The organism is Pseudomonas moraviensis, assembly GCF_900105805.1.
GTDB classification, from domain to species: domain Bacteria; phylum Pseudomonadota; class Gammaproteobacteria; order Pseudomonadales; family Pseudomonadaceae; genus Aquipseudomonas; species Aquipseudomonas moraviensis_A.
In genome coordinates this window covers 5938096-5962154 of the sequence record NZ_LT629788.1, presented here as the reverse complement: position 1 = coordinate 5962154, position 24059 = coordinate 5938096, and the positions used below count along the sequence as shown (strand labels likewise).

17 protein-coding genes and 1 pseudogene are annotated in these 24059 nt (G+C 59.2%); 8 read left to right on the top strand and 10 right to left on the bottom strand.

Annotated elements, in window-relative coordinates; translation table 11 throughout:
• Positions 1–68: 68 nt before the first annotated feature.
• Both BLU71_RS26610 and BLU71_RS26605 read left to right on the top strand, forming a co-directional pair.
• Complete coding sequence (locus tag BLU71_RS26610; protein ID WP_083354245.1) at positions 69–1445, top strand: L-serine ammonia-lyase; 1377 nt, start codon at positions 69–71, stop codon at positions 1443–1445.
• Positions 1446–1708: 263 nt separating this feature from the next.
• A complete protein-coding gene (locus BLU71_RS26605) occupies positions 1709–2026 on the top strand; it encodes a DUF3509 domain-containing protein (protein WP_083354244.1) in 318 nt (105 codons plus the stop codon).
• On the opposite strand, the gene BLU71_RS26600 is transcribed toward BLU71_RS26605, so the two are convergent.
• Entirely contained in the window at positions 2023–2523 is a 501-nt protein-coding gene (locus BLU71_RS26600; RefSeq protein WP_016771633.1) for a phosphate-starvation-inducible protein PsiE, read from the bottom strand. The genes BLU71_RS26605 and BLU71_RS26600 overlap by 4 nt on opposite strands.
• Before the next feature lie 335 nt (positions 2524–2858).
• Here BLU71_RS26600 and BLU71_RS26595 point away from each other — a divergent pair.
• Positions 2859–3113 (top strand): annotated as a pseudogene (locus BLU71_RS26595) (YebG family protein); the annotation flags it as partial.
• A gap of 166 nt (positions 3114–3279) precedes the next feature.
• Here the strand turns inward: BLU71_RS26595 and BLU71_RS26590 are convergent.
• Complete coding sequence (locus tag BLU71_RS26590) at positions 3280–4299, bottom strand: Glu/Leu/Phe/Val dehydrogenase family protein (protein ID WP_042607669.1); 1020 nt, start codon at positions 4297–4299, stop codon at positions 3280–3282.
• A gap of 184 nt (positions 4300–4483) precedes the next feature.
• On the opposite strand from BLU71_RS26590, the gene BLU71_RS26585 reads away from it, so the two are divergent.
• Positions 4484–5287 carry a SirB1 family protein gene (locus tag BLU71_RS26585; protein WP_065615818.1) on the top strand — a complete coding sequence of 268 codons (804 nt, stop codon included), beginning with the start codon at positions 4484–4486 and terminating at the stop codon, positions 5285–5287.
• Between the two features lie 92 nt (positions 5288–5379).
• Here the strand turns inward: BLU71_RS26585 and BLU71_RS26580 are convergent, their stop codons facing one another.
• From BLU71_RS26580 to hmgA, 4 genes are all read right to left on the bottom strand, one after another.
• Complete coding sequence (locus BLU71_RS26580; protein ID WP_083354243.1) at positions 5380–6750, bottom strand: MFS transporter; 1371 nt, start codon at positions 6748–6750, stop codon at positions 5380–5382.
• Between the two features lie 144 nt (positions 6751–6894).
• Positions 6895–7530 (bottom strand): maleylacetoacetate isomerase, encoded by a 636-nt coding sequence (gene maiA / locus BLU71_RS26575; protein ID WP_083354242.1) that lies wholly within the window; start codon positions 7528–7530, stop codon positions 6895–6897.
• Positions 7531–7542: 12 nt separating this feature from the next.
• Positions 7543–8847 (bottom strand): fumarylacetoacetase, encoded by a 1305-nt coding sequence (gene fahA, locus BLU71_RS26570; protein ID WP_083354241.1) that lies wholly within the window; start codon positions 8845–8847, stop codon positions 7543–7545.
• 3 nt (positions 8848–8850) lie between these two features.
• Complete coding sequence (hmgA, locus tag BLU71_RS26565; protein ID WP_065615814.1) at positions 8851–10155, bottom strand: homogentisate 1,2-dioxygenase; 1305 nt, start codon at positions 10153–10155, stop codon at positions 8851–8853.
• 163 nt (positions 10156–10318) lie between these two features.
• Between hmgA and BLU71_RS26560 the strand changes: the two genes are divergently transcribed.
• Positions 10319–11098: an IclR family transcriptional regulator gene (locus BLU71_RS26560; protein ID WP_042607663.1), complete on the top strand. Its 780-nt coding sequence runs from the start codon at positions 10319–10321 to the stop codon at positions 11096–11098.
• A gap of 27 nt (positions 11099–11125) precedes the next feature.
• Here BLU71_RS26560 and BLU71_RS26555 read toward each other — a convergent pair whose 3' ends face one another.
• The 4 genes from BLU71_RS26555 to BLU71_RS26540 form a co-directional block, all read right to left on the bottom strand.
• The gene (locus BLU71_RS26555; RefSeq protein WP_083354240.1) at positions 11126–14590 is read right to left on the bottom strand and encodes a dermonecrotic toxin domain-containing protein; all 3465 of its coding nucleotides are present in this window, start codon (positions 14588–14590) and stop codon (positions 11126–11128) included.
• 153 nt (positions 14591–14743) lie between these two features.
• On the bottom strand, positions 14744–17299 hold the full coding sequence (locus BLU71_RS26550; protein WP_083354239.1) for a helix-turn-helix transcriptional regulator: 2556 nt from the start codon (positions 17297–17299) through the stop codon (positions 14744–14746).
• Positions 17300–17437: 138 nt separating this feature from the next.
• Complete coding sequence (locus tag BLU71_RS26545; RefSeq protein ID WP_042607660.1) at positions 17438–18805, bottom strand: DUF1329 domain-containing protein; 1368 nt, start codon at positions 18803–18805, stop codon at positions 17438–17440.
• A gap of 23 nt (positions 18806–18828) precedes the next feature.
• The gene (locus tag BLU71_RS26540; protein ID WP_083354238.1) at positions 18829–20622 is read right to left on the bottom strand and encodes a DUF1302 domain-containing protein; all 1794 of its coding nucleotides are present in this window, start codon (positions 20620–20622) and stop codon (positions 18829–18831) included.
• Between the two features lie 709 nt (positions 20623–21331).
• Between BLU71_RS26540 and BLU71_RS26535 the strand changes: the two genes are divergently transcribed.
• The 3 genes from BLU71_RS26535 to BLU71_RS26530 are packed head-to-tail and all read left to right on the top strand — an operon-like array spanning position 21332 to position 24016.
• Positions 21332–23545, top strand: coding sequence for an S-type pyocin domain-containing protein (locus tag BLU71_RS26535; protein WP_231982449.1), 2214 nt, complete (start codon positions 21332–21334; stop codon positions 23543–23545).
• The gene (locus BLU71_RS27845; protein WP_231982448.1) at positions 23508–23762 is read left to right on the top strand and encodes a hypothetical protein; all 255 of its coding nucleotides are present in this window, start codon (positions 23508–23510) and stop codon (positions 23760–23762) included. The genes BLU71_RS26535 and BLU71_RS27845 overlap by 38 nt, the downstream gene beginning before the upstream one ends.
• Positions 23759–24016, top strand: coding sequence for an immunity protein (locus BLU71_RS26530; protein ID WP_065615807.1), 258 nt, complete (start codon positions 23759–23761; stop codon positions 24014–24016). Before BLU71_RS27845 ends, BLU71_RS26530 begins: the two co-directional genes overlap by 4 nt.
• Positions 24017–24059 lie beyond the last annotated feature (43 nt).

The following is a 24059-nucleotide window of genomic DNA, read 5'->3' as shown; positions in this document are numbered from 1 at the left end:
CGCCGACATTGCGCTTGTCCGACAAAAAATGGCAGCGATTCCTACTCCATTGCTTGTGAGGGTTTAGCATGGCTATCAGTGTTTTCGATCTATTCAAAGTAGGCATCGGCCCGTCCAGTTCCCATACCGTCGGCCCGATGCGCGCAGCGGCGACGTTTGCCCAGACCCTGATCGACCAGCATCTGCTCAATGACGTGCGACGGGTGGAAATCCGTTTGTATGGCTCGCTGTCGGCCACCGGCGTTGGCCATGCCACCGACCGCGCGACCGTCATGGGCCTGATGGGCGAGTGGCCGGACAGCATCGATCCCTCGACTATCGACCCACGCATCCAGCAAATGCGCGAAACCGGGCAACTGTCCCTCGCCGGTCAGCGTTCGATTGCTTTCGATTGGCAAAGTGATCTGCTGCTGCTCGACGAGAGCCTGCCCTACCACCCCAACGCCATGTCGCTGACCGCCTCTGGCGAAAGCGCCGAGTTGTTCACGCAAACCTATTACTCGGTGGGCGGCGGTTTCATCGTCGAAGCCGCTGAGGCCGAGTCAGGCGTGGCGCCGACCAGTGACGTGGTGTTGCCGTACGACTTTTCCAGCGCCGCCGAATTGCTCGCCCTGTGCAAGCAACACAATCTGCGCGTGTCGGAATTGATGATGGCCAACGAACGCGCCTGGCGTAGCGACGCCGAGATCCGCCAGGGCCTGCTGCACATCTGGTCGGTGATGCGCGAATGCGTCGAACAAGGTCTGCGCCACGAAGGCATCCTGCCCGGCGGTCTGAAAGTGCCGCGCCGCGCAGCGAAACTGCACCGCAGCCTTTTGGAAATCGGCAAACCGAATGTGATCAGTTCGACTTTGTCGGCAATGGAATGGGTCAACCTGTTCGCCCTCGCCGTCAACGAAGAAAACGCCGCGGGCGGGCGCATGGTCACCGCGCCGACCAACGGCGCCGCCGGGATCATTCCGGCCGTTCTGCACTACTACATGAAATTCAATCCGGATGCGTCTGACGATGACGTCGTTGCGTTCTTTCTCGGCGCAGCCGCCGTCGGCATTTTGTGCAAGAAAAATGCGTCGATCTCTGGCGCCGAGGTCGGTTGCCAAGGCGAAGTCGGCTCCGCTTGTGCGATGGCCGCCGCCGGCCTGGCCGATGTACTCGGGGCAACGCCAGAGCAATTGGAAAACGCTGCCGAAATCGGCCTCGAACATAACCTGGGTCTGACCTGCGATCCGGTCGGTGGCCTGGTGCAAGTGCCGTGCATCGAGCGCAATGCCATCGCGGCGGTGAAGGCGATCAATGCCACGCAAATGGCCCTGCGCGGCGATGGCAATCACTTCATCTCCCTCGACCGGGTGATCCGCACCATGCGCGACACCGGCGCCGACATGCACGACAAGTACAAGGAAACCTCGCGGGGCGGGCTGGCCGTGAACTGGGTGGAGTGCTGATTGACCTGACTGCACCGTCAGCGGTCGTTGACTCATTCCTGCCCTGAAAACGCGCCAAAAAAAACGGCGAGCCCCGAGGCTCGCCGTTTTTTTCACCGGGTTCATTGTTCGACAATTTTTCCGGCATGCGCCTTGCTACATCACTCTTGAGGCAAACGGACATTGCGAACCTCAGCGAACGAGATGCCAGTGGTCTGGTGTTGCGAACCAAATCGGATCATGGCCGGTCAACAACTGCACGTTCAATCAGGCGGTGACGCATCATGGACAACCCATTTCAAATCATTACCGATGCTTTCGCGCCGGACTATCAGATCAATCTGAGCATTCAGGGCCTGGACGGCAGCATCATGCTGACCCTGTCCAACGCCGGCCGCATCGTGGCCAAACGCATGATCAGCGCCGAACAGCGCAACGATCCTGAGCGGCTGAAGCGGCTGGTGCAAAGCATTCAATTCGGCATCGCCATCGAACAAGGCCACAGCGCCATGTCGATTCTCGAGACCATGACCAACGGCGCCGGGCTGACCCCGCCACCGCCACGGGTCAAAGGCCAGCCCGGCCAGGCGGCGGGCCTTTAAAGCTCGCCCTTCTCCACTTCAGGATGTTCGCTGGAGCCCGTGCCGATCTTGCGCTGCGGGTTCTCGATCTTCACCGAGGGGAACTGCGACGAGGCGTAACGCACCACCAGGATCGCGAACGCCAGCAGCAGAATGCCGCCGCACAGGTAGATGATGCCCATGTCGGGCGGGTTATGGTGCGATACATTGGAGATCAGCAGGCGCGTCAGCGCGGTGATCGCTACGTAGATCAGAAAGCGCACCGGCATGTGGTTGGTCTTGAAATAAATCCCGACCATCGCGCCCAGTTCCAGATAGATGAACAGCAACAGAATGTCATCAATCTTGATATGCCCGACTTCGAGCATGCCGAGAAACTCCATCACCGCCGCCCACGCCGTCACCGCGCCGATGGCGAACAACGCCAGGTAGTGAAAGGTTTCGACGAACAGGTTGCCCAGGGACTCGGCCAGTTGATGCACGTTACGCCGCAGTTTCTCGGCCCAGTTGATTTTCACGATGAGTTTCCTTAGCCCGTATCGGGCGGATGATGCGTATCGCACGTGACGGTTTTGCGCGTGCGCCTTGTAGCCACGGTTTTCATGCAGGTTCAGGGCCACGCATCATGGCGATCCGCCGCAAATCCCGCGCCGTGGCGTTTGGTCGCACCGCTGGGGTTCTGTGGGAGCAAACCTGCTCGCGATAGCAGCGCCACCGTCCCCCTGACAAACGCCAAATCCGGTCTACATTGAAAAGCCACTACCCATGGCGCAGGGATTCGCTTATCCTTTTCGCTGTATATGGATACAGTAGTCGTCAAGACAACTTAACGTGAAGGCATGTGAGGTGGTGAATGGCCGTCGAAGTGGTATACCGCAGCAGCCGAGATCTGGAGCGCTTGTTCATGGATAAAGCCGAAGCTGATCGTCATGACAAAATGCTCGAACTGGCCGAATATCTGGCCGATGTGCTGCAAAAAGCCGTTCCGTCCCTGACCGAACAGCAAGTGGAAGAAGCCGGAATCTACATGGCGAAGAACCGCGATGTGTTCGCCCGGGCGTTCAAGAGCCAGCCCGATGCGCTGTCGGAGCTGATCAATGCGCCGGCCGAGCCTGTGGAAAAGACCGAAGTTGCAGAACCTGACGAGGCACCGGCAAAGCCCGCCAAAGCAGCGAAAGCGCCGAAGTAATTCGCGCCCAATAAAAAGATCGCAGCCTTCGGCAGCTCCTACATTCCGAGTGTAGGAGCTGCCGAAGGCTGCGATCTTTTGCTTTTCAGCGATACAAAACCTTTTCGGCCAACTCATCGGCCACCCGTGCCGGCGAACGTTTTTCCGCCTGGGCGTGAGCGAACACTTCGGTCAGCCGCGAACTGATCTTCGACAGATGCGCCGTGATGGTCGGCAACTCCTCGCCACGATGTTTCAGCGAAACGTAAATCAGCCCGCCGGCATTGATCACATAGTCCGGCGCATAAAGAATCCCGCGTCGTTCCAGTTGATCCGCCACGTCCAGATGGGAAAGTTGATTGTTCGCTGAACCCGCCACAGCGGAGCAGCGCAATTGCGAGACTGAATGACTGTTGAGCACCCCGCCCAATCCGCACGGCGCCAGAATGTCGCAGGGCGTGCTGAGCAACGCATCGTTGGCGATCGGGTGGGCATTGAGCTGTTCCATCGCCAGTTGCACCTTGCCGTGATCGATGTCACTGACCAGCAACTCGGCGCCGGCAGCGTGCAGTTGCTCGGCCAGCGCATAACCGACATTGCCAAGTCCCTGAATGGCGATGCGCAAACCTTCCAGGTTGTCGCTGCCCAGGCGCGCCATCGCCGTGGCGCGGATGCCGGTGAACACGCCCATGGCTGCGTGCGGCGCCGGGTCGCCTGCCGAAGTGGTGCTGGTGACATGTCGGGTCTGCTGGGCAATGCAGTCCATGTCCGCCACCGAGGTGCCGCTGTCGATGGCGGTGATGTAGCGGCCGTCGAGCTGCTCGATGCAACGACCGAAAGCCTCGAACAACGCGCCGCGATTCTCGACATGGATCGGCCGCACGATTACCGCCACCCCACCACCCTGCGCAAGGCCGGCCAGCGCCGCTTTGTAGCTCATGTTTTGCGCCAGGCGAATGGCGTCCTCGACCGCAGATTCGTCGTTGGGATAGGCAAGGTAACGGCACCCGCCCAAGGCTGGCCCCAGACGGCTGTTATGAATGGCAATGACCGCCTTCAACCCGGTGACCGGGTCAACGCTCAGGTGCAGCGATTCCAGGCGAGTGCTTTGCATGAGAGCGAACATCGACAGGCTCCCGAATCACTTCTTGTAGAACGCCAGTATAGGCTTGCCCCTGAAAATTGCTGGCGCGCGCCGGCATAAGCCGCCGAGCGGGCAATGTCGTGCCGCGATAACTTGCGCTCAATGAGCCAGACACTGGACGAAGCACCCGGACGGGGCTAAAACGAGGCATTGGAGGGAGATTTAGATGAGTCCGCGCCAACGCTTTTTCGACTGCCTGCACCGTTCGCCGCCAGCCCTGCTGGAAGCTGCGCTGTGGATAAGTGCCGAGCACGACAAAACCCTTGAACCCGAAACCTGGTTGCGCACGTTCAAGGATCTGCAATTACGGATCAGCTACGGCCTGCCGATGCTGCCGGTCAGCGAACTGGCGCAACCGCTGTTGCGGCGCATGGTCGATCTTGGTTTCGCCCAGGATGATTTCCTGCCGCTGCGTCCACAGGCGGCGCTGCTGCATCGCGTCTTGCACACTCAACGTGGTCAGCCGCTGGCGTTGGCGTTGATTGCGCTGGAATTGGCCCACGGCCTGGAGATTCCTCTGGTCGGGGTGAATTTCCCCGGGCATTTTCTGCTGCGGGTTCCCGGCGCCGATCATTTGCTCGACCCTTGCGGCGGGCGGCGGTTGTATCCCAATGACTGTCGCGAATTGTTGCAGCGCCAGTACGGGCCAAACATGCAGCTCAGCGCCGAGCATCTGCTGACGGCAACGCCGGTGCAGATGCTGCAGCGCCTGTCACGCAACCTGCGGCAATTGCACCTGACCCACGACGATTACATCGCCGCGCTCATTGACGCAGAACGAGTGCTCGAACTGGGCGGCGCCAAGGCCGCTGATTACATGGCCCGGGCCAGTCTGTACCAGCGGCTCGACTGCCCCAACGCTGAGCGCTTCGATCTGGAGCACGCGCTGTTGCTCAGCGAAGACCCGATCCAGCGCCTGCGCCTGACCGAACGCCTCGGCCATCTGCCGCCCAGCTCCGTCGTCCATTAACCACCTTCTGCAGGCTTGCCCCCATCCTTGAGGCCCGTACAAACCTGTGTGGGAGCGAGCCTGCTCGCGAAGCAGGCACCTCGGTCTCCCGGTCAAACCGCGTTATCGTTCTTCGCGAGCAGGCTCGCTCCCACACTGGATCGGCGGATCTCAGTCGGCGAGCGCACCTGAATGATCAGCAGCGCAGCTATCACCGCCGGGATCGCGCAGAAGAAGAAAATCTGCTCCACCGGTATGTGCATTGCCAACAGCAGACTGCCAAACAGCGGCCCGAGGATCGAACCGAAACGCCCCACGCCCAGTGCCCATCCGGTACCGGTGGCACGCACATGAGCCGGGTAAAAATTGCTGGCAAAGGCATTCAGCGTCAATTGCCCGCCGATGATGCAGAACCCGGCGGCAAACACACAGGCCACCAGAAAACGCGGATCATCGTGGTTGAGCCCGAGCAGAGTCGTGCACAGCGCCGCACCTGCCAATACCCCGGACAGCAGGCGCACCTTGCGGTGCAAACGGTCGGCGAACCAGGCCATGCAAATCGCGCCAAGGGTCCCGGCGAACAGGAACATCGAGGTAACAAGGTTGGCCTCGTTAAGTTTCAAACCGCTTTCCAGCAGCAGCGTTGGCAGCCAACTGATCATGAAATACAACAGAATCAGGCTGACAAAAAATGTCGCCCAGATCAGCAGGGTCGGCCGCCCATAGCCGTTGCGAAACAACTCGACCACGGTCAGTTTGCTGCCCAGCTCGCGCTCGTTCTGCTCGACGCTGGCCACCGGTGGCTGCCAGTCCGGCAACATCCGCGTGGTGACCTTGCGCAGCCGTGCATACGGCGGTGCATCACGCAGCAAGCGCGGAAGCGACTCCGGCAGCATCCACCACAGGAAAGGAAACAGCAGCAATGGCGTCACGCCGCCGGCGAGGAACACTGCCTGCCAACCGAACTGGTCGATAAAACCGGCCGCGACAAAACCGCCCGCGGCGCCACCGAACGAGAAGCCACAGGCTGCCAGGGTCACCATCAAGGTGCGCAGACGCGGCGGCGAATATTCCGACATCAAGGCCATGGCGCTGGGCATCGCGCCGCCCATGCCGATGCCGCAGATGAACCGCGCAATCATCAACGTGTTCAGCGAATCGGCGAAAACCATCAGCACCGTCAGCGTGGCGTAGATCAATACGCAGGCAAGCAGAATTCGCCGCACACCAAAGCGATCAGCCAGCGGCGTAACCGCGAGAGACCCGAGAGTGAGACCGAGCAGGTTGGCGCTGAAAACCGGCCCGAACGCGGATTTTTCCAGCCCCCAATCCTGGGCCAGCGCGGGCACTACATAACCGAGCACCTGGGCATCGTAACCGTCGGTGACCAGCAGCAAGGCGAGCAGAATCAGCAGCAACCACTGATAACGAGACACAGGCCGGGCGTCGAGCGCCGCGCGGAAGCTGGCAATCTGGTTATGCATCGCAAGGTACCTGTTTTTGTTTTTATGGTTTTTATGTCGCAACCCAGCCCTTGTCGGAGCGAGCCTGCTCGCGAGAGCGGTGGGTCAGCTGAATGAGAGGCCACTGACACCACGTCTTCGCGAGCAGGCTCGCTCCCACAGGGACTACGGGGTGTCCGGTTGGTTGGCAGGGTGGGCCTTGATAAACGCCGGATGTTCAGCCGCCAACGCGGCCACACGGCGGATTTTCGGATACGCCTCAAGGCTGACGTTGAACCGTTCCGCCGCGTACAACTGCGGCATCAGATACACATCCGCCACGCACGGCCATTCGCCAAAACAAAAGCCACTGTCACCGATCAACTGCTCCACCGTCGCCAGCCCTTGGCTGATCCAGTGACTGATCCACTCCACCACCTGCGCCTCATCCTGTCCCGACTGGCGCAGGCGATTGAGTACGCTGACGTTGTGCAGCGGATGCACATCGCAGCCGATCACCGCCGCGACACCGCGCACCTGCGCGCGCGCCACCAGATCATCCGGCAGCAACGGCACCTGTGGATAACGTTCCTCCAGGTACTCGATGATCGCCGGCGACTGAATCAGCACCGCGCCGTCATCGGTCCGCAGCGCCGGCACTCGGCCCTGCGGATTGATCGCCAGATACGCCGCTTGCCGATGTTCGCCACCCGACGGTGCGATCAGGTTGACCGGCAGCGCCTGGTAATCGAGCCCCTTCAACGCCAGCGCAATTCGCACCCGATAAGAGGAAGTGGAGCGGTAATAGGAATAGAGATCCATAAGCCGCTCCTGTCAGCGCGCCGCAATCACGGTGCCGCGGCATTCGCCGAAGCCGATCGACGCAAAACCTTCGCGGGCGCAGCGGGCGCGCAAGATGATTTCGTCACCGTCCTCAAGGAATTTGCGCACTTCGCCGGACGCCAGTTCGATCGGTTTCTTACCGCCCTCAGTGATTTCCAGCAAGCTGCCGAACTGACCGTTTTCCGGGCCGGACAAGGTGCCTGAACCGAACAGGTCACCGGCCTGCAACTGGCAGCCGTTGACGCTGTGATGCGCGACCATTTGCGCGACGGTCCAGTACATGTACCGGGTGTTGCTCAGAGTCAGGCGATGGGCCGGCAGGTTCTGCTCGCGCATGGCTTCGGTGCGCAGCAGCACCTCCAGTTCGATGTCGAAGGCGCCGCCGTCCTGATCGCGCTTGTCGAGCAGATACGGCAGCGGCTGTGGATCGCCTTCGGGACGCGCCGGCTGTGCCGTGCGGAACGGTTCCAGCGCTTCGGCCGTTACTACCCAGGGCGAGACGCTGGTGATGAAACTCTTCGACAGAAATGGCCCCAGCGGCTGGTATTCCCAAGCCTGGATATCCCGCGCCGACCAGTCATTGAGCAGACAGAAACCGGCGATGTGCTCGGCGGCGTCCCCGATGGCAATCGGCTCTCCCATCTCGTTGCCCGGGCCGATCCAGATGCCCAGTTCCAGTTCGTAATCCAGACGTGCGCAGGGTCCGAATACCGGTTCGGTCTGCCCGGCCGGCAGCGTCTGGCCTTTCGGCCGGCGCACGTCGGTGCCGGATGCACGCACGGTGGACGCGCGACCGTGATAGCCAATCGGCACGTGCTTGTAGTTCGGCAGCAGCGGGTTATCCGGGCGGAACAGTTTGCCGACGTTCTGCGCGTGCTCGATGCCGACGTAGAAATCGGTGTAATCGCTGATTCGCGCCGGCAGGTGCATCTGGCAATCGGCAGCCAACGGCAGCACTGTCGCACCCTGCGCTTCGATGTTGCCGCGCAGGGTGCTGCCTTCACTGAACAGTTCGATCAGGCGCTCGCGCAAGGCAACCCGTGCCTCTCGGCCAAGTTCGAAGAAAGCGTTCAACTGCCCGCCGTGCATGGCTTCCACCGCGCTGCGGGCGACACCGTCGAAGAGACCGGCCTCAAGCGCCACTTGCAAATCGAAGATGTGCTCGCCAATCGCCACGCCCGCGCGCGGCGTCGAACCGTTCAGGCTGAACACGCCCAGCGGCAGGTTCTGCAAGGGGAAATCACTGTGACCATTGGCCGAAGCGACCCAGCTGCGGGGGATGGAATTGTGTGTCATGGGTTATCTCCGGGTCGGGTCGAACGTGGCGGGCAGAGTCGCCCAGCAGGCGTCGTAACTGGATTGCAATTGTGGGCAGTCGAGGGCGAAACGGCTTGGGCGCAACACTTGGCTGGTCTCGAACATGAAGGCCATGGTGTTGTCGATTTTCGCCGGCGCAAGCTCGGCATTGATGGCTTTGGTGCAGGTCTCGCCGTCCGGACCATGGGCGCTCATGCAGCTGTGCAGCGAAGCGCCGCCGGGCACGAAACCTTCAGCCTTGGCGTCGTACTCGCCCTGGATCAGGCCCATGAATTCATTCATCAGGTTGCGGTGGAACCACGGTGGCCGGAAGGTTTTTTCGGCGACCATCCAGCGCGGCGGGAAGATCACGAAATCGAGGTTGGCCAGACCGTGCACACTGGTCGGTGACGTCAATACCGTGAAGATCGATGGATCCGGGTGATCGAAACTCACCGTGCCGATCGTGTTGAAGCGGCGCAGGTCATATTTGTACGGCACGTTGTTGCCGTGCCAGGCGACCACATTGAGCGGTGAGTGATTGAGTTCAGTGGCCCATAACTGGCCAAGGAATTTCTGCACGAGGGTGGTGGGTTGTTGCAGGTTTTCGTAGGCGGCGACCGGGGTGAGGAAATCCCGTGGATTGGCCAGGCCGTTGCTGCCGATCGGCCCCAGGTCCGGCAAGCGCAGCGGCGCGCCGTGGTTCTCGGCGAGGTAACCGCGCGCCTGCGGATCGAGCAGTTCGACGCGGAATTTCAGGCCACGCGGCAGCACCACGATCTCCAGCGGCGCGACTTCCAGCACGCCCAGTTCGGTGGCGATGCGCAGGCGGCCCAGTTGCGGCACCAGCAGCATTTCTCCGTCGGCGTTGAAGAACACGCGCTCCATCGAACGGTTGGCGGTGTAGTTGTAGATGCTGATGCCGGACGGTTTTTCGGCGCCAGCGTTGGCCGCCATGGTCACCAGGCCATCGATGAAATCCGTCGGCTCGGTCGGCAGATCCAGTGGATTCCAGCGCAGACGATTGGGGGTCACCTCACCCAACGGTCCGCCCGCCAGTTGCCGCTCCAGTCTGATGAACGCCGGATGATTGGCCGACGGCTGAATCCGGTACATCCAGGTCCGCCGCGCTTCGCTGCGCGGCATGGTGAACGCGGTGCCAGAAAACAATTCGGTATACAGGCCGTAAGGGGCCTTCTGCGGGGAATTCTGGCCAACGGGCAGCGCGCCGGGCAACGCTTCAGTGCTGAATTCATTGCCGAAGCCTGACTGATAAGCCAAGGCCTGCGCGGTTGAATCGAGGTTCATGGAGCCTCCTGAACAGGGAGTCGGCAGTGGCCCATCGCTCTGGCTTAGAGGTCTCGGCACGCCGGGGTTGTTATTATCGTAATCTGATTACGCATAACGTAATTTGCTCGCTATCCAGCGTCAAGCTATAAAGACGCCCATTCGAACCGGAACCGCCAGCCCCATGGAAAAAACCAGCGACAGCAACGGCAAACAGAAAGTCCGCTCCGCCGAAGTCGGCACCGACATCCTCAAAGCCCTGGCCGAGTTGTCACCGTCGACTTCGCTGTCGCGTCTGGCCGAACACGTGCAGATGCCGGCGAGCAAGGTGCATCGCTATTTGCAGGCGTTGATTGCCTCGGGATTTGCCGAACAGAACACCGCTACCAACCATTACGGCCTCGGCCGTGAAGCGCTGCGCGTAGGGCTGGCGGCACTCAACAGCATGGACGTGCTGAAAGTCGCCGCCCTGCCGCTGTCCGATTTACGTGATGAACTCAATGAAACCTGCTTCCTCGCGGTATGGGGCAATCAGGGCGCAACCGTGGTGCACATCGAACCGGCGGTGCGCGCGGTGACGGTGGTGACGCAACTGGGTTCGGTCCTGCCGCTGCTCAGTTCGTCCACAGGACTGGTGTTCAGCGCCTATCTGCCGCACCGGGAAACCGATGAATTGCGCGCGCAGGAAATCGCTGTCGCGGAGCATCCGCTCAAGGACGAAAAAGCCTTTGCAGCGCTCTGTGAACAGATCCGCGAACGTGGCCTGCATCACGTGCATGGTTTGTTGATGCCGGGGGTGGATGCGCTCTCTGCCCCGGTGTTCAACGCGGTCGGGCAGATCGCCGCCGTGCTGACCATTGTCGGTCCGACCTCGCTGTTCCACGCCGACGAAAACGGCCCGGCGGCGCAGCGGCTGTTGGCTGCGACGCGGGCCGTAAGTTGGCGAATGGGCTATGAACGATAAGCCTGGCCTATGAGCGTCCGGAACGACTCAACGAACCGTGGTCTTGCTCAATGCGGCGTCAGCATCTTGCATCAGTGATTTGAAGAAGCCGATCAGCTCATCCTGGGGGTCTTCATGGCCGGTGTAATACGTAACGAGTTCGGCAACCGTCCGCGCGTCTTCGAACATATCGAGAAACGAGCGCTGCACACGGGTAAGTTGTTTCACGGTTGCGCCCGCCGCCGCAGCCTGCCCCAACGTCAGCAGTCCGCTCATTACGTCCCGTACATGCCCGAGCGCAGCGGAATAATCACCTCGTAGGTCCGATTGCGACGCGTCGTAGATGCTTTTCATCACCTGCACAGCTACCACGACAGTGCCCACGGGAGGCACCAACAGGCTGACGATATTCGCGACTTTCAACAGGTTGTTGTAGACAATGCCGGCGATTATTTCATTGAGACTGATGGTGCGTTCATCGATATCACTCAATACACGGCGCACTCGCTCATCATGGAAAGTGAACAGATCAGGCAATAACGAACGCTGTTGCGTGCGAATAACCGGCTTGGTGTCGACCGTTGCGACCAGGTTATCGAAGTAGTCATTGATCACTTTCTGGTCACGCAGCAATATCCGCTCGCTGTAGTAATGGCGGAACGGGCCGTTTCGAAAACGAATCGAAGGGATGAACTCAGCGATTGGCCGGAAGCTGACGAGATCAGGCGCGTCAGGCGTGTACAGCAAATCGAGAAGCCCTGACAACAACTTCAGTCGGAAGATATAGACGCCGCCAACTGTGCGGTCCCACGCAGCCGTGAAACCCAGTCCGCCGATATTGAATTTGTAAAGCCCGACGCCACCTTCAGAGCTGCTGTCTGGAATTGACTGATAGCCGCCACTCTCTTTCAGATTATCGATAATCCATTGGATAGCAGAGAACAACTCTGTCGATAATCTGCCATTGGTAAAGTCCGCATAAGCGTTGCGGTACATTTCACAGCGGATTTTTCGGGCGTGTACAGCGCGTTTGAACGGGTAATCAGGATGAGCCTTGTTCTGATGTCGCTCTTTGAGCATCGCGGTATATCTGTCACCGGGACGGAAAGTTTTCGACAGCGAAGAAAGGTCGCGGATATCCAGTTTTTCAACGGCAGGATGCCCATTCACCAAATAATATTTCGGGCTGAATTTCGTTTCGTAGGCCGGGTGGACAGCTTCAAAGGCCAGTCCCTCGAGCAGAACGTCGGTCACGCTCTTACGAAACTCTTCGGTCTGAACCATGATGTGGTCGGGGTTGACCGAAACGTTGCTGCCACGCTGACGCAAGATGTCTTCGATCTGAGCTTTCACCGCGTCATAGGTGAACTGTTCGAATGTCGGGAAACCATTGTCTCGTGCATCAACGGTGGACAGCGCCTTGAGTTCGGTTGTCAGACGCGAGTAGCGCTTGCGGCCCTCGACGCCAAGTGACCGATAACCTAAAGGGGCAATGGCCTTGTGCAGGGCAACTTCGGCTCGGTAAGCGACATTGACGTAGTCCGCCAGCGGTGTTTTGGCATTCAGGCCAAGATCGACCGGTCGGCTATCGAGCTTATAGCGGTAGTGCAACTGTGTTGGATCGCTGCCGAGCAACTCACCCGCGTCGTGCAGGTAGTCTGGATGGATCAGCAAAGCCGCATATTCACGATTTGCGGACAACGCCGACTCCAGCCAGCGATTCGCTGCGTAAATATCTGAGAATTTTTGCAGTTCGAATTCACCGCCAGGTGTTTTTACCAGCATCAGCGACGGTACATATTCTCTGGCCGAAATCATCAGGACGTCTTTCAACGCTGGCACCTGTAAATTGATTCGCACGCCCTGAATAGTCACCGCGGGGTCATTGGCCATGGCGCGAGCGATAATGTTCGCATCGGTGGAATCGAGCTTCCCGGAGTAGCGAGCAACGAAAACTGCAAACTCCATCTGGCTGAAGAGATAGTTGCGATAGGCCTCCTGGTAATCAACCGACGGCGAGAACGCCAGGCTGCCGGTATATTCCAGCCGCAGGTTGCGATTTGCCAGCCACTGCTCAAGCGCTGCGGCCGTCAGCCGACTTCCGTCGGGCGCGCCGGTGATAGTCAGGGTCGCTTGATAACCCGTGTCGTGCAGTCCGAAAACGATAAATTCGGTCAACGTCCGGGTGTCTTCCTGCTCGATGGTACGCCCGGCAATTTGCAGCCTGTACGAGCTATGGACACTTATCGTCTCTGGGTCCAGGTGTTCCCCGAGCACTCTGTCCGCCCATTCAGCGAATGTCCGCGCCACATAATCCTTGAACGAAAAGCACGCATCGAACGCGCTCGAATAGGCTGCCTGGTATTCATCCCTGGATTCTTCAAGTTCGGTGTAGCGCTGTTGAACATCGCTACCTGCGGCATGAAGCCAAAGCGGCCAATCGGTACGTTTCAATGCCGCCCAAAGCAGATAGAAACGGGTGTCGATACCGTAGCGCAGCACATGCAGGCCCTGGTTTTCCTGCAGCACGGAGGTAAGTGGACTCTCCAGTTGGTCCCGGCCGCTGAGCAACGAGGACACGCTTTCCAGCTGACCCTTCAGGTGAGCCTCTGCGCAGAAGGTGTGAGGACTCTGTGTCGCTTTCAGGTATCGGAACTGCTCGCTGCGCAAAGACAGCCGCTGCTGGAGTTTGCTGTGCAGCTCGGTATTTTTGTCAAAGAACTCGAAGCCGTTTTCCGGCGTGTGCATAAGGTAGGAAGTCGATTCGTTACCCAGCTGCATTTCTGCATCCAAACGCTCGGCGTTGTCCAGGACGAAACACGGCTGGAGCGAAAGCAAATAATCCTGCGCCGGTTGCAACTTGACTTCAAACGCTGCGCGACCGGCGTCTGCGTCGAGCAGATGGGCGAACCGCTCACCCAACCGGGCATCGAAATTGTTGGCCATGACCGAGAGCGACAGCTCCGCACTCGTGACCACGGCGTACGCTTCGATGAAAGCCTGCTTATTGGACAACGGTGCAGAGTCCGGGCGCATGGATCTGGCTGGCGCCGCCCAGAACTTTGCGATCTCGGCTCGCAACGTTTTTTCAAATCCGCCTGCTACGGCAGCGATCAGATCTTCGACAATAAGAGTATTGAGAACATTGACTTTTAATTGTTCACTGAATGTGTTTGGCAGAAAGAAAACACCATCGCCGCCGAGTATGTAGGCGGGACTGACATCATTATTCAAACAATGAACAGCAACATCCCAAAGAGTCCCCGAAGGGCGCTTTTGGTCAGCGGGGAAAGCGGGGTCGGTATTTATGTAGACCTTGTCGATATCAACCGTTTTGCCCAAACGCTTCAATTCATTTTCAAGCATGTTGCGAAGAATACCCAGCACGCTCGGCATGGCGTCGATAATCTTGAACAGATCTGCTTTTGCCCGGCTGGCCTTCTCCCATTCCTCAGCCCAGGAAACTTGCTCCCCCAAAGAACCACGCATCAGACTTTTGAACAACTTAACCATAACTTTTCCTTACTTATACTATCCAGAACTGCGAATGCAGCCGCTGTAGATAGTTGCAAGGTAGTTTCTTTTCCAACCGACATGAAGGGCGAACAATTTACAAAACATGCCAACAAACAGACAGAACCTTTTTGCACTACAAAACTTCACTGATCAGACCAGTATCCCCATCAACTTCGCTTTCGCCACCGCCTGAGTCCGGCGTTCCACACCCAACTTTCCGTTTATTCGCCGTGCATGGGTCTTTACTGTATGCAACGAAATAAAAAGTTGTTCGGCAACTTGCTGATTCGATGCACCTTGAGCAATCAACATCAGCACTTCGCGCTCGCGTCGGCTGAGGCCCGGGGCAAGATCACCGTTATCGCCCGGCCAGACAGTAACCTGATTGCCAGACACCGTGCCAACGCCGCCTCGGCGTAATTCCCACTCCCGCATGGCTTGCTGCAACCGGCAACGTTCCACCAGCGTTGCGGCTCGCTGCAAAGCCTGCTGCGCCGCCAGCGTGTCACCGTTGGATTCCGCCAACTGGGCGAAGGCCAGCAGCAACTCGGTTTGCGCCGTCAACATGCCTCTGGCCTGGGCGTGATCCAACCATCGCTCAATGGTTGGCAGACGGTTTTCGCCCGGATTCAATTGCGCCTGAGCGCAGGCCAGCAGATATTCAATACGGATGATCAGCTCGAATGTCGCGGGCGGCGCCTGTAGCCCGGAGGGTCCACGGTAATGCCGTAACAGCCGGCTCAACGCCTCCTGCACCCGTTGCGGCCGGCCCTGCTGTAACCAGAACTGACTGCTGACCTGCAGCACGACACCGCGATAGACGGTATCGGGAATCTGTCGCTGCTGCATCACCCTTTCGGCCTCGCGCAGACGCTCGAACGCGCAGGCATAATCACCGCGATTGCCGGCCAGTTGCGCCTGCCCCACGTAGCCATACAAGACCCGCTTGTCCTGGCTGCGCAGGCAATCCTCAAGACCCCGGCTGAACAGATCCGCAGCCTGCGCTTCAAGTCCCATGCACAGCGCCAGCCGTCCGCGGCGCAGCGCAATCCGGCCCAGCAGCGGCGTGGGTGCCATGGCGCGCTGGCGCAGCAAGTGCTCGATGTCCACCAGCAGACTTTCGGCGCGCACAGGCGCTCCTCGCTGCTCGAGCCATTGCGCATGGTCAAGCTCGAGCAACCCTTCGAACAGCAGGGAACCGTGCGCACGCGCCAGGCACAGCGCTTCGCGGTTGAGGGCATGGGCCCGATCGAGCTCACCGCACAGTAACGCCTGCTGGGTCAGCCCCGACAGGCACAACAAGCGCGCCTGCCAGGCGTCGTCAGCCAGCGCTGACAACGCCTCCTGAAAGCACGCGCGCGCAGGCTCCATCTGCCCTTGCAGGTGGCACAGCCAGCCGTGTTGCGCCAGCCAACGGGCCAGCAATTGCTGCTCAAGGTGTGCGGTCGGCTGCGGCATGAAGCGGGCGAGATGGCCGAGGCATTGCCCGGCCTGTTCGAAGCGGCCGGCGAACAGCAAAGCCCCGGTGACCAGCCCGATCAACTGCGGGGTCATCAGGGTCAGCTCCTGGCTTTGACGCTCATGCAGGCGCAAAAGAAGGACCACGATCTGGTCTTCGAACAAATCCTCGAAACTCAAATGCTGCAGCAGACTTATGGCGGTTTCGTATTCCTCGGCCAGCAACGCTTGCTCGAACGCAGCTCGCCAATCCAGCGTCGCGGTGAACCACTGACAGGCGCGCCGGTGCCAGGAACGCGCACACGGCCAATGCGACTCCTGCATGATGCGCGACAGCGGGCGGAAGACCTGAAGCCAGTCAGCGGATTGCTGCCATGGTTCGATAAAGCAGCCCAGCACTTGCAGATCATGCAGCAGCTGCGCGCCTTCGCCGGGGCCGAACAAATGCTCGCATAACGGCGCGTTGAACCGTGGCAGATGAGCCAGAACACGCCACGCCTCGTCCTGTTCCGGGGTCAGGTGGCTGAAGAGTTCGTGCTGCAGGTAATCGAGCAGCGTATCGACACGTTGCTGCGGCTGCAGGTTTTGCGACCAGTCGCATTTTTGCAGGATCGCCATGCGCGCCCCCGCGCACCAACCGCCGGTACGCTGGATGATATGAGCAGCGACACGGCTCGCCTGATCTGGCGGCAAATGGCCCAACACCGCTACAACCTCATCATGAGTCAGCGCCAGACTGGCGCACTCGGACTCGTAGAGCTCGTCATCGAGCAACAGACGCGGCCAGTTGCACTGTGGCCGGCGGCGAGTGCTGATCCACCAGGTCAGCGCCGGGCTGCTGACCGTCAGCAACCGATCCAGTAAAGCATCCAGCGCCGGATCCGGCAGACGGCTGTAGTCGTCGATAAACAGCGAGGTCGACCTGGACCAATGTGCCAGCTCCGCCATCAGTTGTGTAACGTCCAGGCCTTCGGCCAGCCCTAGCGCCCGAGTCAGTCGCAGGCAGAATGCCTCGGGGCTGAGCGCAACTCCCGCCAGCGGCAGCCAGATCGCCTCGCACTCCCCACGCACTTGCAGCAGACATTCAGTGAGCAGTGCGGTTTTGCCACTGCCCGCAGGCGCACACAACAGCCTGACCCGCGCGTTGGCGGCCAGCAACGGTTCGCTCAAGCGAGTGCGAGGCTGATGATGTGAAGAAAGCCTGGGCTGAAATCCGGGTCGATCCAGGCATGCTGTCATGGCGGTCATCGGCTGAGCCTTCTTATCGTTGTGCGCTCACCCTAGCCCTCTCCCGCAAGCTTGTTGACGAGTATTCAGCACGCTGATTGACGACCATAAAAAAGGCGACCGTGCGGTCGCCTTCTGTCCAGCGGTGTGGCAGAACCGTCAGCGCACGCCCTCGGCGCGCAGAGCCGATGGGGTGTAGTCGGCGGCCTTGGCTTCGAAGCCGAATTCGAAGCTGTGTTTCTCTTCGTTCTTCATGCCCAAGGCAATGTAGCGGCCGGCGATGATGTCGTAGAGCGCTTCGAGTGTGTAGGCCTGGGCCTGGTGATCGTAGTAGTACTGCGCGTGACCTTCGGCAACGCGCCACAGTTGCCCGCGACCGTCGTAGTGATCGGCCAGTGCCACTTGCCAGCTGTCCTCGTCGATGTACATGTGGCGCTTGGCGTAGATGTGTCGCTCGTTCGGCTTCACCGTGCCGATCACCTCCCAGACGCGGTGCAGTTCATAGCGGGTCAGGTCCTGATTGATGTGCCCGGCCTTGACGATGTCGTCGTACTTGAGCTTCGGCGAGTCGAGCTTGTAGCTGTTGTAGGGAATGTACATTTCCTTCTTGCCGACCAGTTTCCAGTCGTAGCGATCCGGCGCGCCGGAAAACATGTCGAAGTTGTCGGAAGTGCGCAGACCATCGGCCGCTGTGCCCGGGCCGTCATACGCCACTTGCGGCGCGCGCCGGACGCGGCGCTGACCGGCGTTATAGATCCACGCCAGACGCGGTTCCTTCACCTGATCGAGGGTTTCGTGGACCAGCAGCACGTTGCCGGCCAGCCGTGCCGGGGCGGTCACCGATTGCTTGAAGAAGGTCAGCACGTTGGCGGCTTTATCCGGGTCGATGTCCTTCATCAGTTGCGGCACGGCGATCTCTTCTTCGAAGCGGATCGGCGTGTAGCTGCCATTGGTCTGCGGCGTGACCTGGGTGATGATCCGCCGCAAATTGCCGCCGTGATAACGGGTGATGTGGTTCCACAGCACCTCGACGCCGTTCTTCGGAATCGGGAAGGCGTAATAGCGATTGCCGGTGAAATTGGCCAGGCCGTTACCGTCGTTGATCGCATTCACATTCAGGGCGCTGCGCTTGGCCGACTCGTAGATTTCCGCCGGTGCGCCCACGGTGCGGTGGGTCGGGTAAACCGGGATCTTGTAGGTTTCCGGGTAGCGTTTGAACATCGCTATCTGGCCATCGGAGAGCTTGCTCTTGTACTGCTCGACGTTCGCCGCAGTGATGGTAAACAGCGGTTTTTCGTTGGCGAAGGGGTCGGCAAGGAAACCCTTGCTGTCCACCGCGCCGGCGTTTTTCGCGATGCCGCCGGTCCACGCCGGAATCGAACCGTCGGCATTGCCGGCCTTCTCGGCGCCGAGCGGAGTCAGGCTGGTGCCGAGTTTGTTCGCTTCATCCGGCGAAACCGCCGCCATCACATTGGCCGCCAGCAGACTCAAGGCCAGCACGCCACATTGCAGAATCGTTTTGCGCATTGCAGTCATCCTTCTCGGGCAGATCAGAAGTTCACGCCGAAGCTCAGGGCCACGAAGTCACGGTCTTCGAGGACGTTGTAGTCGCCACCGAAAAAGTCGGTGTAACTGAGGCTCGCGGTGTAGGTGTTGCGGTAGTCGGCATCGACGCCGAAGCTCACGGCTTTCGCACCTTCGTTGAACAGACCGTTGGGGCCGTAACCGGCGACGTCGTGCGACCACGACAGGTTGGGCTTGAGGTTGATCCCGCCGATGACGTTGGCGTAATCGAGAATCGCCCGGGCGCGATAGCCCCACGAGGTCGAGGTGACGAAACCGTCGGTGTCGCCGCCAAAACCGTACTGGCCGTAGACCGAATCACGGCCATAACGCAGCTCACTGCGCGACTCCAGGCCACCGACATGCACCACCGCCGCTTCGCCGACTACGGTCAGGCGTTCAGCGCCCAGCACCTGATCGAAGAAGTGTGTGAGGGTGCTCTGGATCTGCGTGACTTCCTTGCGCCGGTAGCCTTTGTTGTCCGCGCCCGGCGAAGTGGCGACTGGCGATGCCGTGCCGCCGGCAATCGGGTTGACCAGCGCCAGGGTCAGGTCGTTGGTGTTGACCTGCACCGGCGCGTTCGGCCGGTAGCTGATCTCGCCGGTCCACGCGGTACCGGTCGGCAGAGTGGTCGAGAAACTCGCGCCGTACAGGCGAATGTCTTCCGGGTATTCGAGGTAGTACTGACCGCGCCCGAGCATCACGCTTTGCGCCAGCCCCGCGCCGCTGCCAGGCGCCAGGCCGTTGGCAATGCCGACCAGGCCAGGCAGTGCCGCCAGTGTCGACAGCCCCGCCGTGGTGGTGCCGACTGTCGGCGTACGGCTGTGGTAGTTCATGAAGTAGAGGCCGTATTCGGTGTCTTCGCCGAGCCAGCGCAGCGCCGTGCCCCACTGCCCCGAATCGCGCGCATCGCGGTCGCCGCCACGGGGGATCACCACGCCTTCGCGGGTGACCTGAATGCCTTGGCCGAACACGGTGGTCAGCGGCACCAGTGGCGCCACCGCCGGACTGCCGACGGTGTAGCCGTTGTTGCAACCGTCCGCGGCTACGTCGACACCGAAGAACGTGCCGCAGTTGTCGAGAACGGTCTGGTCCCATTCCAGTTGATAGAAGCCTTCGACCGAGAGTTTGTCGGTCAGGCTCTGCGAGCCGAACAGCATGTTCACCGGGATCAGGCCTTCCTTGATCTCGGCACCGGGCCGCCGGAATGCCGAGACGTCGATCGGGTTGATGCTGTTGATCGAGTTGCCAATGAACGTGCTTTCGCCCCAGCTCACCACCTGCTTGCCGGCTCGCACGGTGCCCGGCAGATCGGCGATGGCGTAGTTGTGATAGACGAAGGCATCGAGAATCTGCGCGCCGGAAGACTTGGCGCCTTCCTTGCGGCCGCTGTCGCTGATCTGCTTGAACTCGCGGTCTTCGTCCTTGAGTTCAAAGTCGTACCAGTATTTGCCACGAACGAACACGCCAGTGTCGCCGTACTTCAGTTCGAGGTCGTGGATGCCCTTGAAGATTTTCGAGAAGGTTTCGCCCTTCTTGAAATTCAGACGCCCGTCATCACCGGTGGAGGATTGTCCGCTGCCGCCATTGACCGTGCTGACCAGCGAGCTGTCGGCATCGCGCAGGCCCCAGCTCGCGCCGATCGAGAGTGACGAGTCGAAGGTGCCTTCGATTTCGCCGATGTTGAAGGCAACCGCTTGCGCCTGGGCACAGCAACCCAAAGCCACCGCAGCGGCTAGCGCCTGCGGTGTGAAGATGGCGCGCATTGTTGTTTTTGTCATGCGTCTTCCCCGGTGAGTGACAGAAGGCCCCACCCTACTGCCGGGGGAAGCGGTCGATAAGCGCACCAAGGAGGTATTTGCGTTGTCGCTCGAAAGGATGAATGTCCTTGCAGGGCGGGGCCTGGAACCGTTCATGGACTGGCTGGATGGCCCATCATCAGCGCCATGCATGGGCACGCAACTGTTGCGCGCCCCGTAACAGTGCATGTCTGGAATTGGTATTTTTCCTACAGACTCAAGCCCTTATCCTGAGCGCGCTTACCCGGAACACGCCGGAAAGCGCGAAGCCCGCTGCGCAGATAGCGCAAGCGATTGGCTACCGATTTCGGATAAATCGATTTTTCGGTCTATCGCCCCGCTGTTCACTGACGTTGATTTGTAGCTCCTTGATCCAACGTCTTACCTTGGCCGCTGCGTTTGCAGCGGCCTTTTTTATGACTGTTGAAAAGCCCAGACCTTCGTCCTGCTGAAACTTCCGAGAACAACGTCGGATACTTCCGATTGCTCAGAAGATTTTCACGCCCGCGGTTCTTAATCCGCGAAAAACCTCTCAAAACAACGCCCTGTTACTGACGGGCTTCTCAGACTCTTCAACCGCAAGTCTGTTGTAACTTGAAACACCTCAACCCTTCGCTGGTGACACGGACGTCACCAACCGGCCGTGCTGACTTGCCAGCGATTTATCACGCACATTCAAAAGGACATGAATATGCAAAAGCCTCCACCCTTTGTGTTAACCGAAGCTGTTCATACGACAGCAACCGCCCCCCCAAACACACCTTTGATTCGAGGGACATCTCCGAACCTCTCCCAAAGCGGCACATTTGGTATTCCCAACAATGTTCAAGTCAACTCTCGGGAATTTACTGCCCACAGCCTGAGAACTGCTCGTGAGTTTCAAACCCGAGCAGAGCAACTGTCCCAATCAATCGAGCAGGATCTGGCCGCAACGCGGCTGGAAGGCGCAACCCACCCACTTCCTCCCGCGCAAGCAATCATTCGTGAGCCGGGTGTACGGCATACCCTGATTCAAAGAAAAACCGCTGAATTTCATCAAAAAACAGCACAGGCCAATCAGTTCTTTGGAGATGACCCACTTAATAAAGACTTCCATGCCTACTTTCGAAAAGCCCAGAGCATCGATAGAACCGTTAATGCGCGGGGGATTGCGATGCAGACCTGGGCTGCCTCGTACAGAGCCGCACATGAAGCGAAATTGCTGGCGCAATCAATTCAGATGCTCAACCAGCAACAGGTCAACGTACAGAACTGGCTGGCCACCGTTCAGGCAAATGATCAGGCGCAAGCACAAGCGGCGGCAGAAGCTCAGCGATTGGCAGCAGAACGTGCGCGAATCGCGGCCGAACAGCAACGTCAAAGAGAACTCGCCGAAGCAGCGCGTGTGGAGCAAGCAAGACTTGCGGCTCTGGCAGAGACTCAGCGCTTGGCTAAAGAACGTGCCCGCATCGCAGCCGAGCAACAACGAAAGAGTGACATTGCCAAGGCCGCTCGTCTTGAACAGGAACAGGTCCGCGCACGGGAACAGGCACGAATCGCCGCGCGAGCTGAGAAACAGCGTCAGGACGCCCATCTGGCGCGCCTGGCTAGCGAAGTGGCTCGCATCAACGCTGAAGCTGAATCTCAGGAAAAAAAACGCGTCGCGACATTGAAAGCAGCATTGGCAGAAGCGCAATTCAACATGGAAGCGGCTGCACAGGCGTTCGCTGCGGAACAGGCTCGTCTTAACGCTGAAATGGAACAGCGTATCGAGGCTATTCAAAGTCAGGTCCTAGCAGAGGAGCAAAGCCTGGAAATTCGCCGCAAGGTGATCGAGACCGCAACTAACGTTGCCAAAAGACAAGCGCAACTGGCGACGCTTAAAATCCAGCAACAACACGAAAACCAACGACATCTGCATGAGCTTCAAGCGGTTTCCGAACAAGAGGTGGAAGCCCAAAAGCAGCAACGTCAACCGCCAGAAATTCAACAGGTTTACCCTGCCTCAGGCGTTGTGGCTTCCACCAGCCCGCACCTCTCCTTCTCCTCGAAAGCCATTGCTCTTCCTTCCTCAGCAGCATCGGCAATTCTCAATTCGCTGAGGGCGGGATTACTGACAGTGAAAGCGGCAGCCGCTGCGCTGATCAGCGGTCCGTTACTGGTAGGTTTCGCGGCGCTGCTGATGCCTTCACGCTTGGGCAACGGCGAGCGCTTTGCCATGAGCGTGCCGCTTGCCGAGTTGTCGTCGGAGTCTGCACAGACACTGCGTGAAATAGCCGATCGGCAAGGCACGCTGGAAATGCCCGTGGGCTTGGGCGTAAGGCGACTCGGTATTGGTGCGGAAGTCTTCGTCGCCACAAGCGATGACTTCCATATCCGCTCGAGTGTCTTGGTTCTCAATGCCGCCTATGACTTGCTGAATGATGTTTACGAAGTGGCACTGCCAGATTCGCCGACGGACTTTCTTACCTGGACACCCGCTATCTCGCCAGATGGCAGTTCGACTGAATCTCCCATAATTGATAGCGACCCCCCTGCTTATACGGGCGCTCCAATTGTTCCGATCGAAGGACGGCTGGACCTGAATCCGATTCTGGTCGAAGGCTGGGAGCGATTCATCATCGTGTTCCCCGATGACTCAGGGATTGCGCCGCTTTATGTGGTGTTCAGCAGTCCGTATGCGGGAGGTTATGTCAAAGGGGAATACAGCGGTCGGCTTTACAACCCAGAGCAGTCTGGTGGACCAATACTTGATCTGGATTGGCGAGCGGCGGTTATTACTCAAGCCGGAATTGATGCGGTGAGACTACATATCGCGAGGCTTGACCAATCAGATGCCAACGAAATCATGATTCAACGTCTGGAGAAAAATTCTCAGCGGGCACTGGATGCTCACCGATACGGATTTACGCTATTACACTCATGAGTTACGCGAGCTCGAGAGGTTTCGCGCGCTGGGACTTGGTGACGATTTCAAGCCAGACAAAGAGTCGCCTCTTTGGAACAATGCCCATACGGCCACACTAGAAGATTTCAAGCTTCGCGACGATGAGTCTTTGCTCTACACCAAAGACGCCATTGCCGCTGCAGACAAGCAAGATGATCTGTTTTACAAGAATCTGTTGAAAGGAGGTAAGCAATGAGCATCGTCGAGCGAATAGTAAAAAATGAATCTGTAGAAGATGTACTAACCGTGTTCGCACTCGGTTCCGCCATACCTTCCCTAGACAGAATGTTCGGGCGCTACAGGTACGAAGTTATTGCAAGCGGCGAATTGCTTGAAACCTATGCACGACTCTTCGAACAAGGCGTTTTGGCCAATGGTAGCGGACCAGTTGCCGTCAAAGGGCCTAATTGGCGAGCGCCCAGGTTTATGACTGACAACACATATTCTTAAGTAGCAATGCAGGCCACCAAGCCCAAGCTTGGTGGCCTAATCA

Bases quoted from the DNA above. Each gene is read 5' to 3' on its own strand.
- BLU71_RS26610 (WP_083354245.1), top strand. From the start codon at position 69: ATGGCTATCAGTGTTTTCGATCTATTCAAAGTAGGCATCGGCCCGTCC.
- BLU71_RS26605 (WP_083354244.1), top strand. From the start codon at position 1,709: ATGGACAACCCATTTCAAATCATTACCGATGCTTTCGCGCCGGACTAT.
- BLU71_RS26590 (WP_042607669.1), bottom strand. From the start codon at position 4,299: ATGTTCGCTCTCATGCAAAGCACTCGCCTGGAATCGCTGCACCTGAGC.
- BLU71_RS26585 (WP_065615818.1), top strand. From the start codon at position 4,484: ATGAGTCCGCGCCAACGCTTTTTCGACTGCCTGCACCGTTCGCCGCCA.
- BLU71_RS26580 (WP_083354243.1), bottom strand. From the start codon at position 6,750: ATGCATAACCAGATTGCCAGCTTCCGCGCGGCGCTCGACGCCCGGCCT.
- maiA (WP_083354242.1), bottom strand. From the start codon at position 7,530: ATGGATCTCTATTCCTATTACCGCTCCACTTCCTCTTATCGGGTGCGA.
- fahA (WP_083354241.1), bottom strand. From the start codon at position 8,847: ATGACACACAATTCCATCCCCCGCAGCTGGGTCGCTTCGGCCAATGGT.
- hmgA (WP_065615814.1), bottom strand. From the start codon at position 10,155: ATGAACCTCGATTCAACCGCGCAGGCCTTGGCTTATCAGTCAGGCTTC.
- BLU71_RS26560 (WP_042607663.1), top strand. From the start codon at position 10,319: ATGGAAAAAACCAGCGACAGCAACGGCAAACAGAAAGTCCGCTCCGCC.
- BLU71_RS26555 (WP_083354240.1), bottom strand. From the start codon at position 14,590: ATGGTTAAGTTGTTCAAAAGTCTGATGCGTGGTTCTTTGGGGGAGCAA.
- BLU71_RS26550 (WP_083354239.1), bottom strand. From the start codon at position 17,299: ATGACCGCCATGACAGCATGCCTGGATCGACCCGGATTTCAGCCCAGG.
- BLU71_RS26545 (WP_042607660.1), bottom strand. From the start codon at position 18,805: ATGCGCAAAACGATTCTGCAATGTGGCGTGCTGGCCTTGAGTCTGCTG.
- BLU71_RS26540 (WP_083354238.1), bottom strand. From the start codon at position 20,622: ATGACAAAAACAACAATGCGCGCCATCTTCACACCGCAGGCGCTAGCC.
- BLU71_RS26535 (WP_231982449.1), top strand. From the start codon at position 21,332: ATGCAAAAGCCTCCACCCTTTGTGTTAACCGAAGCTGTTCATACGACA.
- BLU71_RS27845 (WP_231982448.1), top strand. From the start codon at position 23,508: ATGCTCACCGATACGGATTTACGCTATTACACTCATGAGTTACGCGAG.
- BLU71_RS26530 (WP_065615807.1), top strand. From the start codon at position 23,759: ATGAGCATCGTCGAGCGAATAGTAAAAAATGAATCTGTAGAAGATGTA.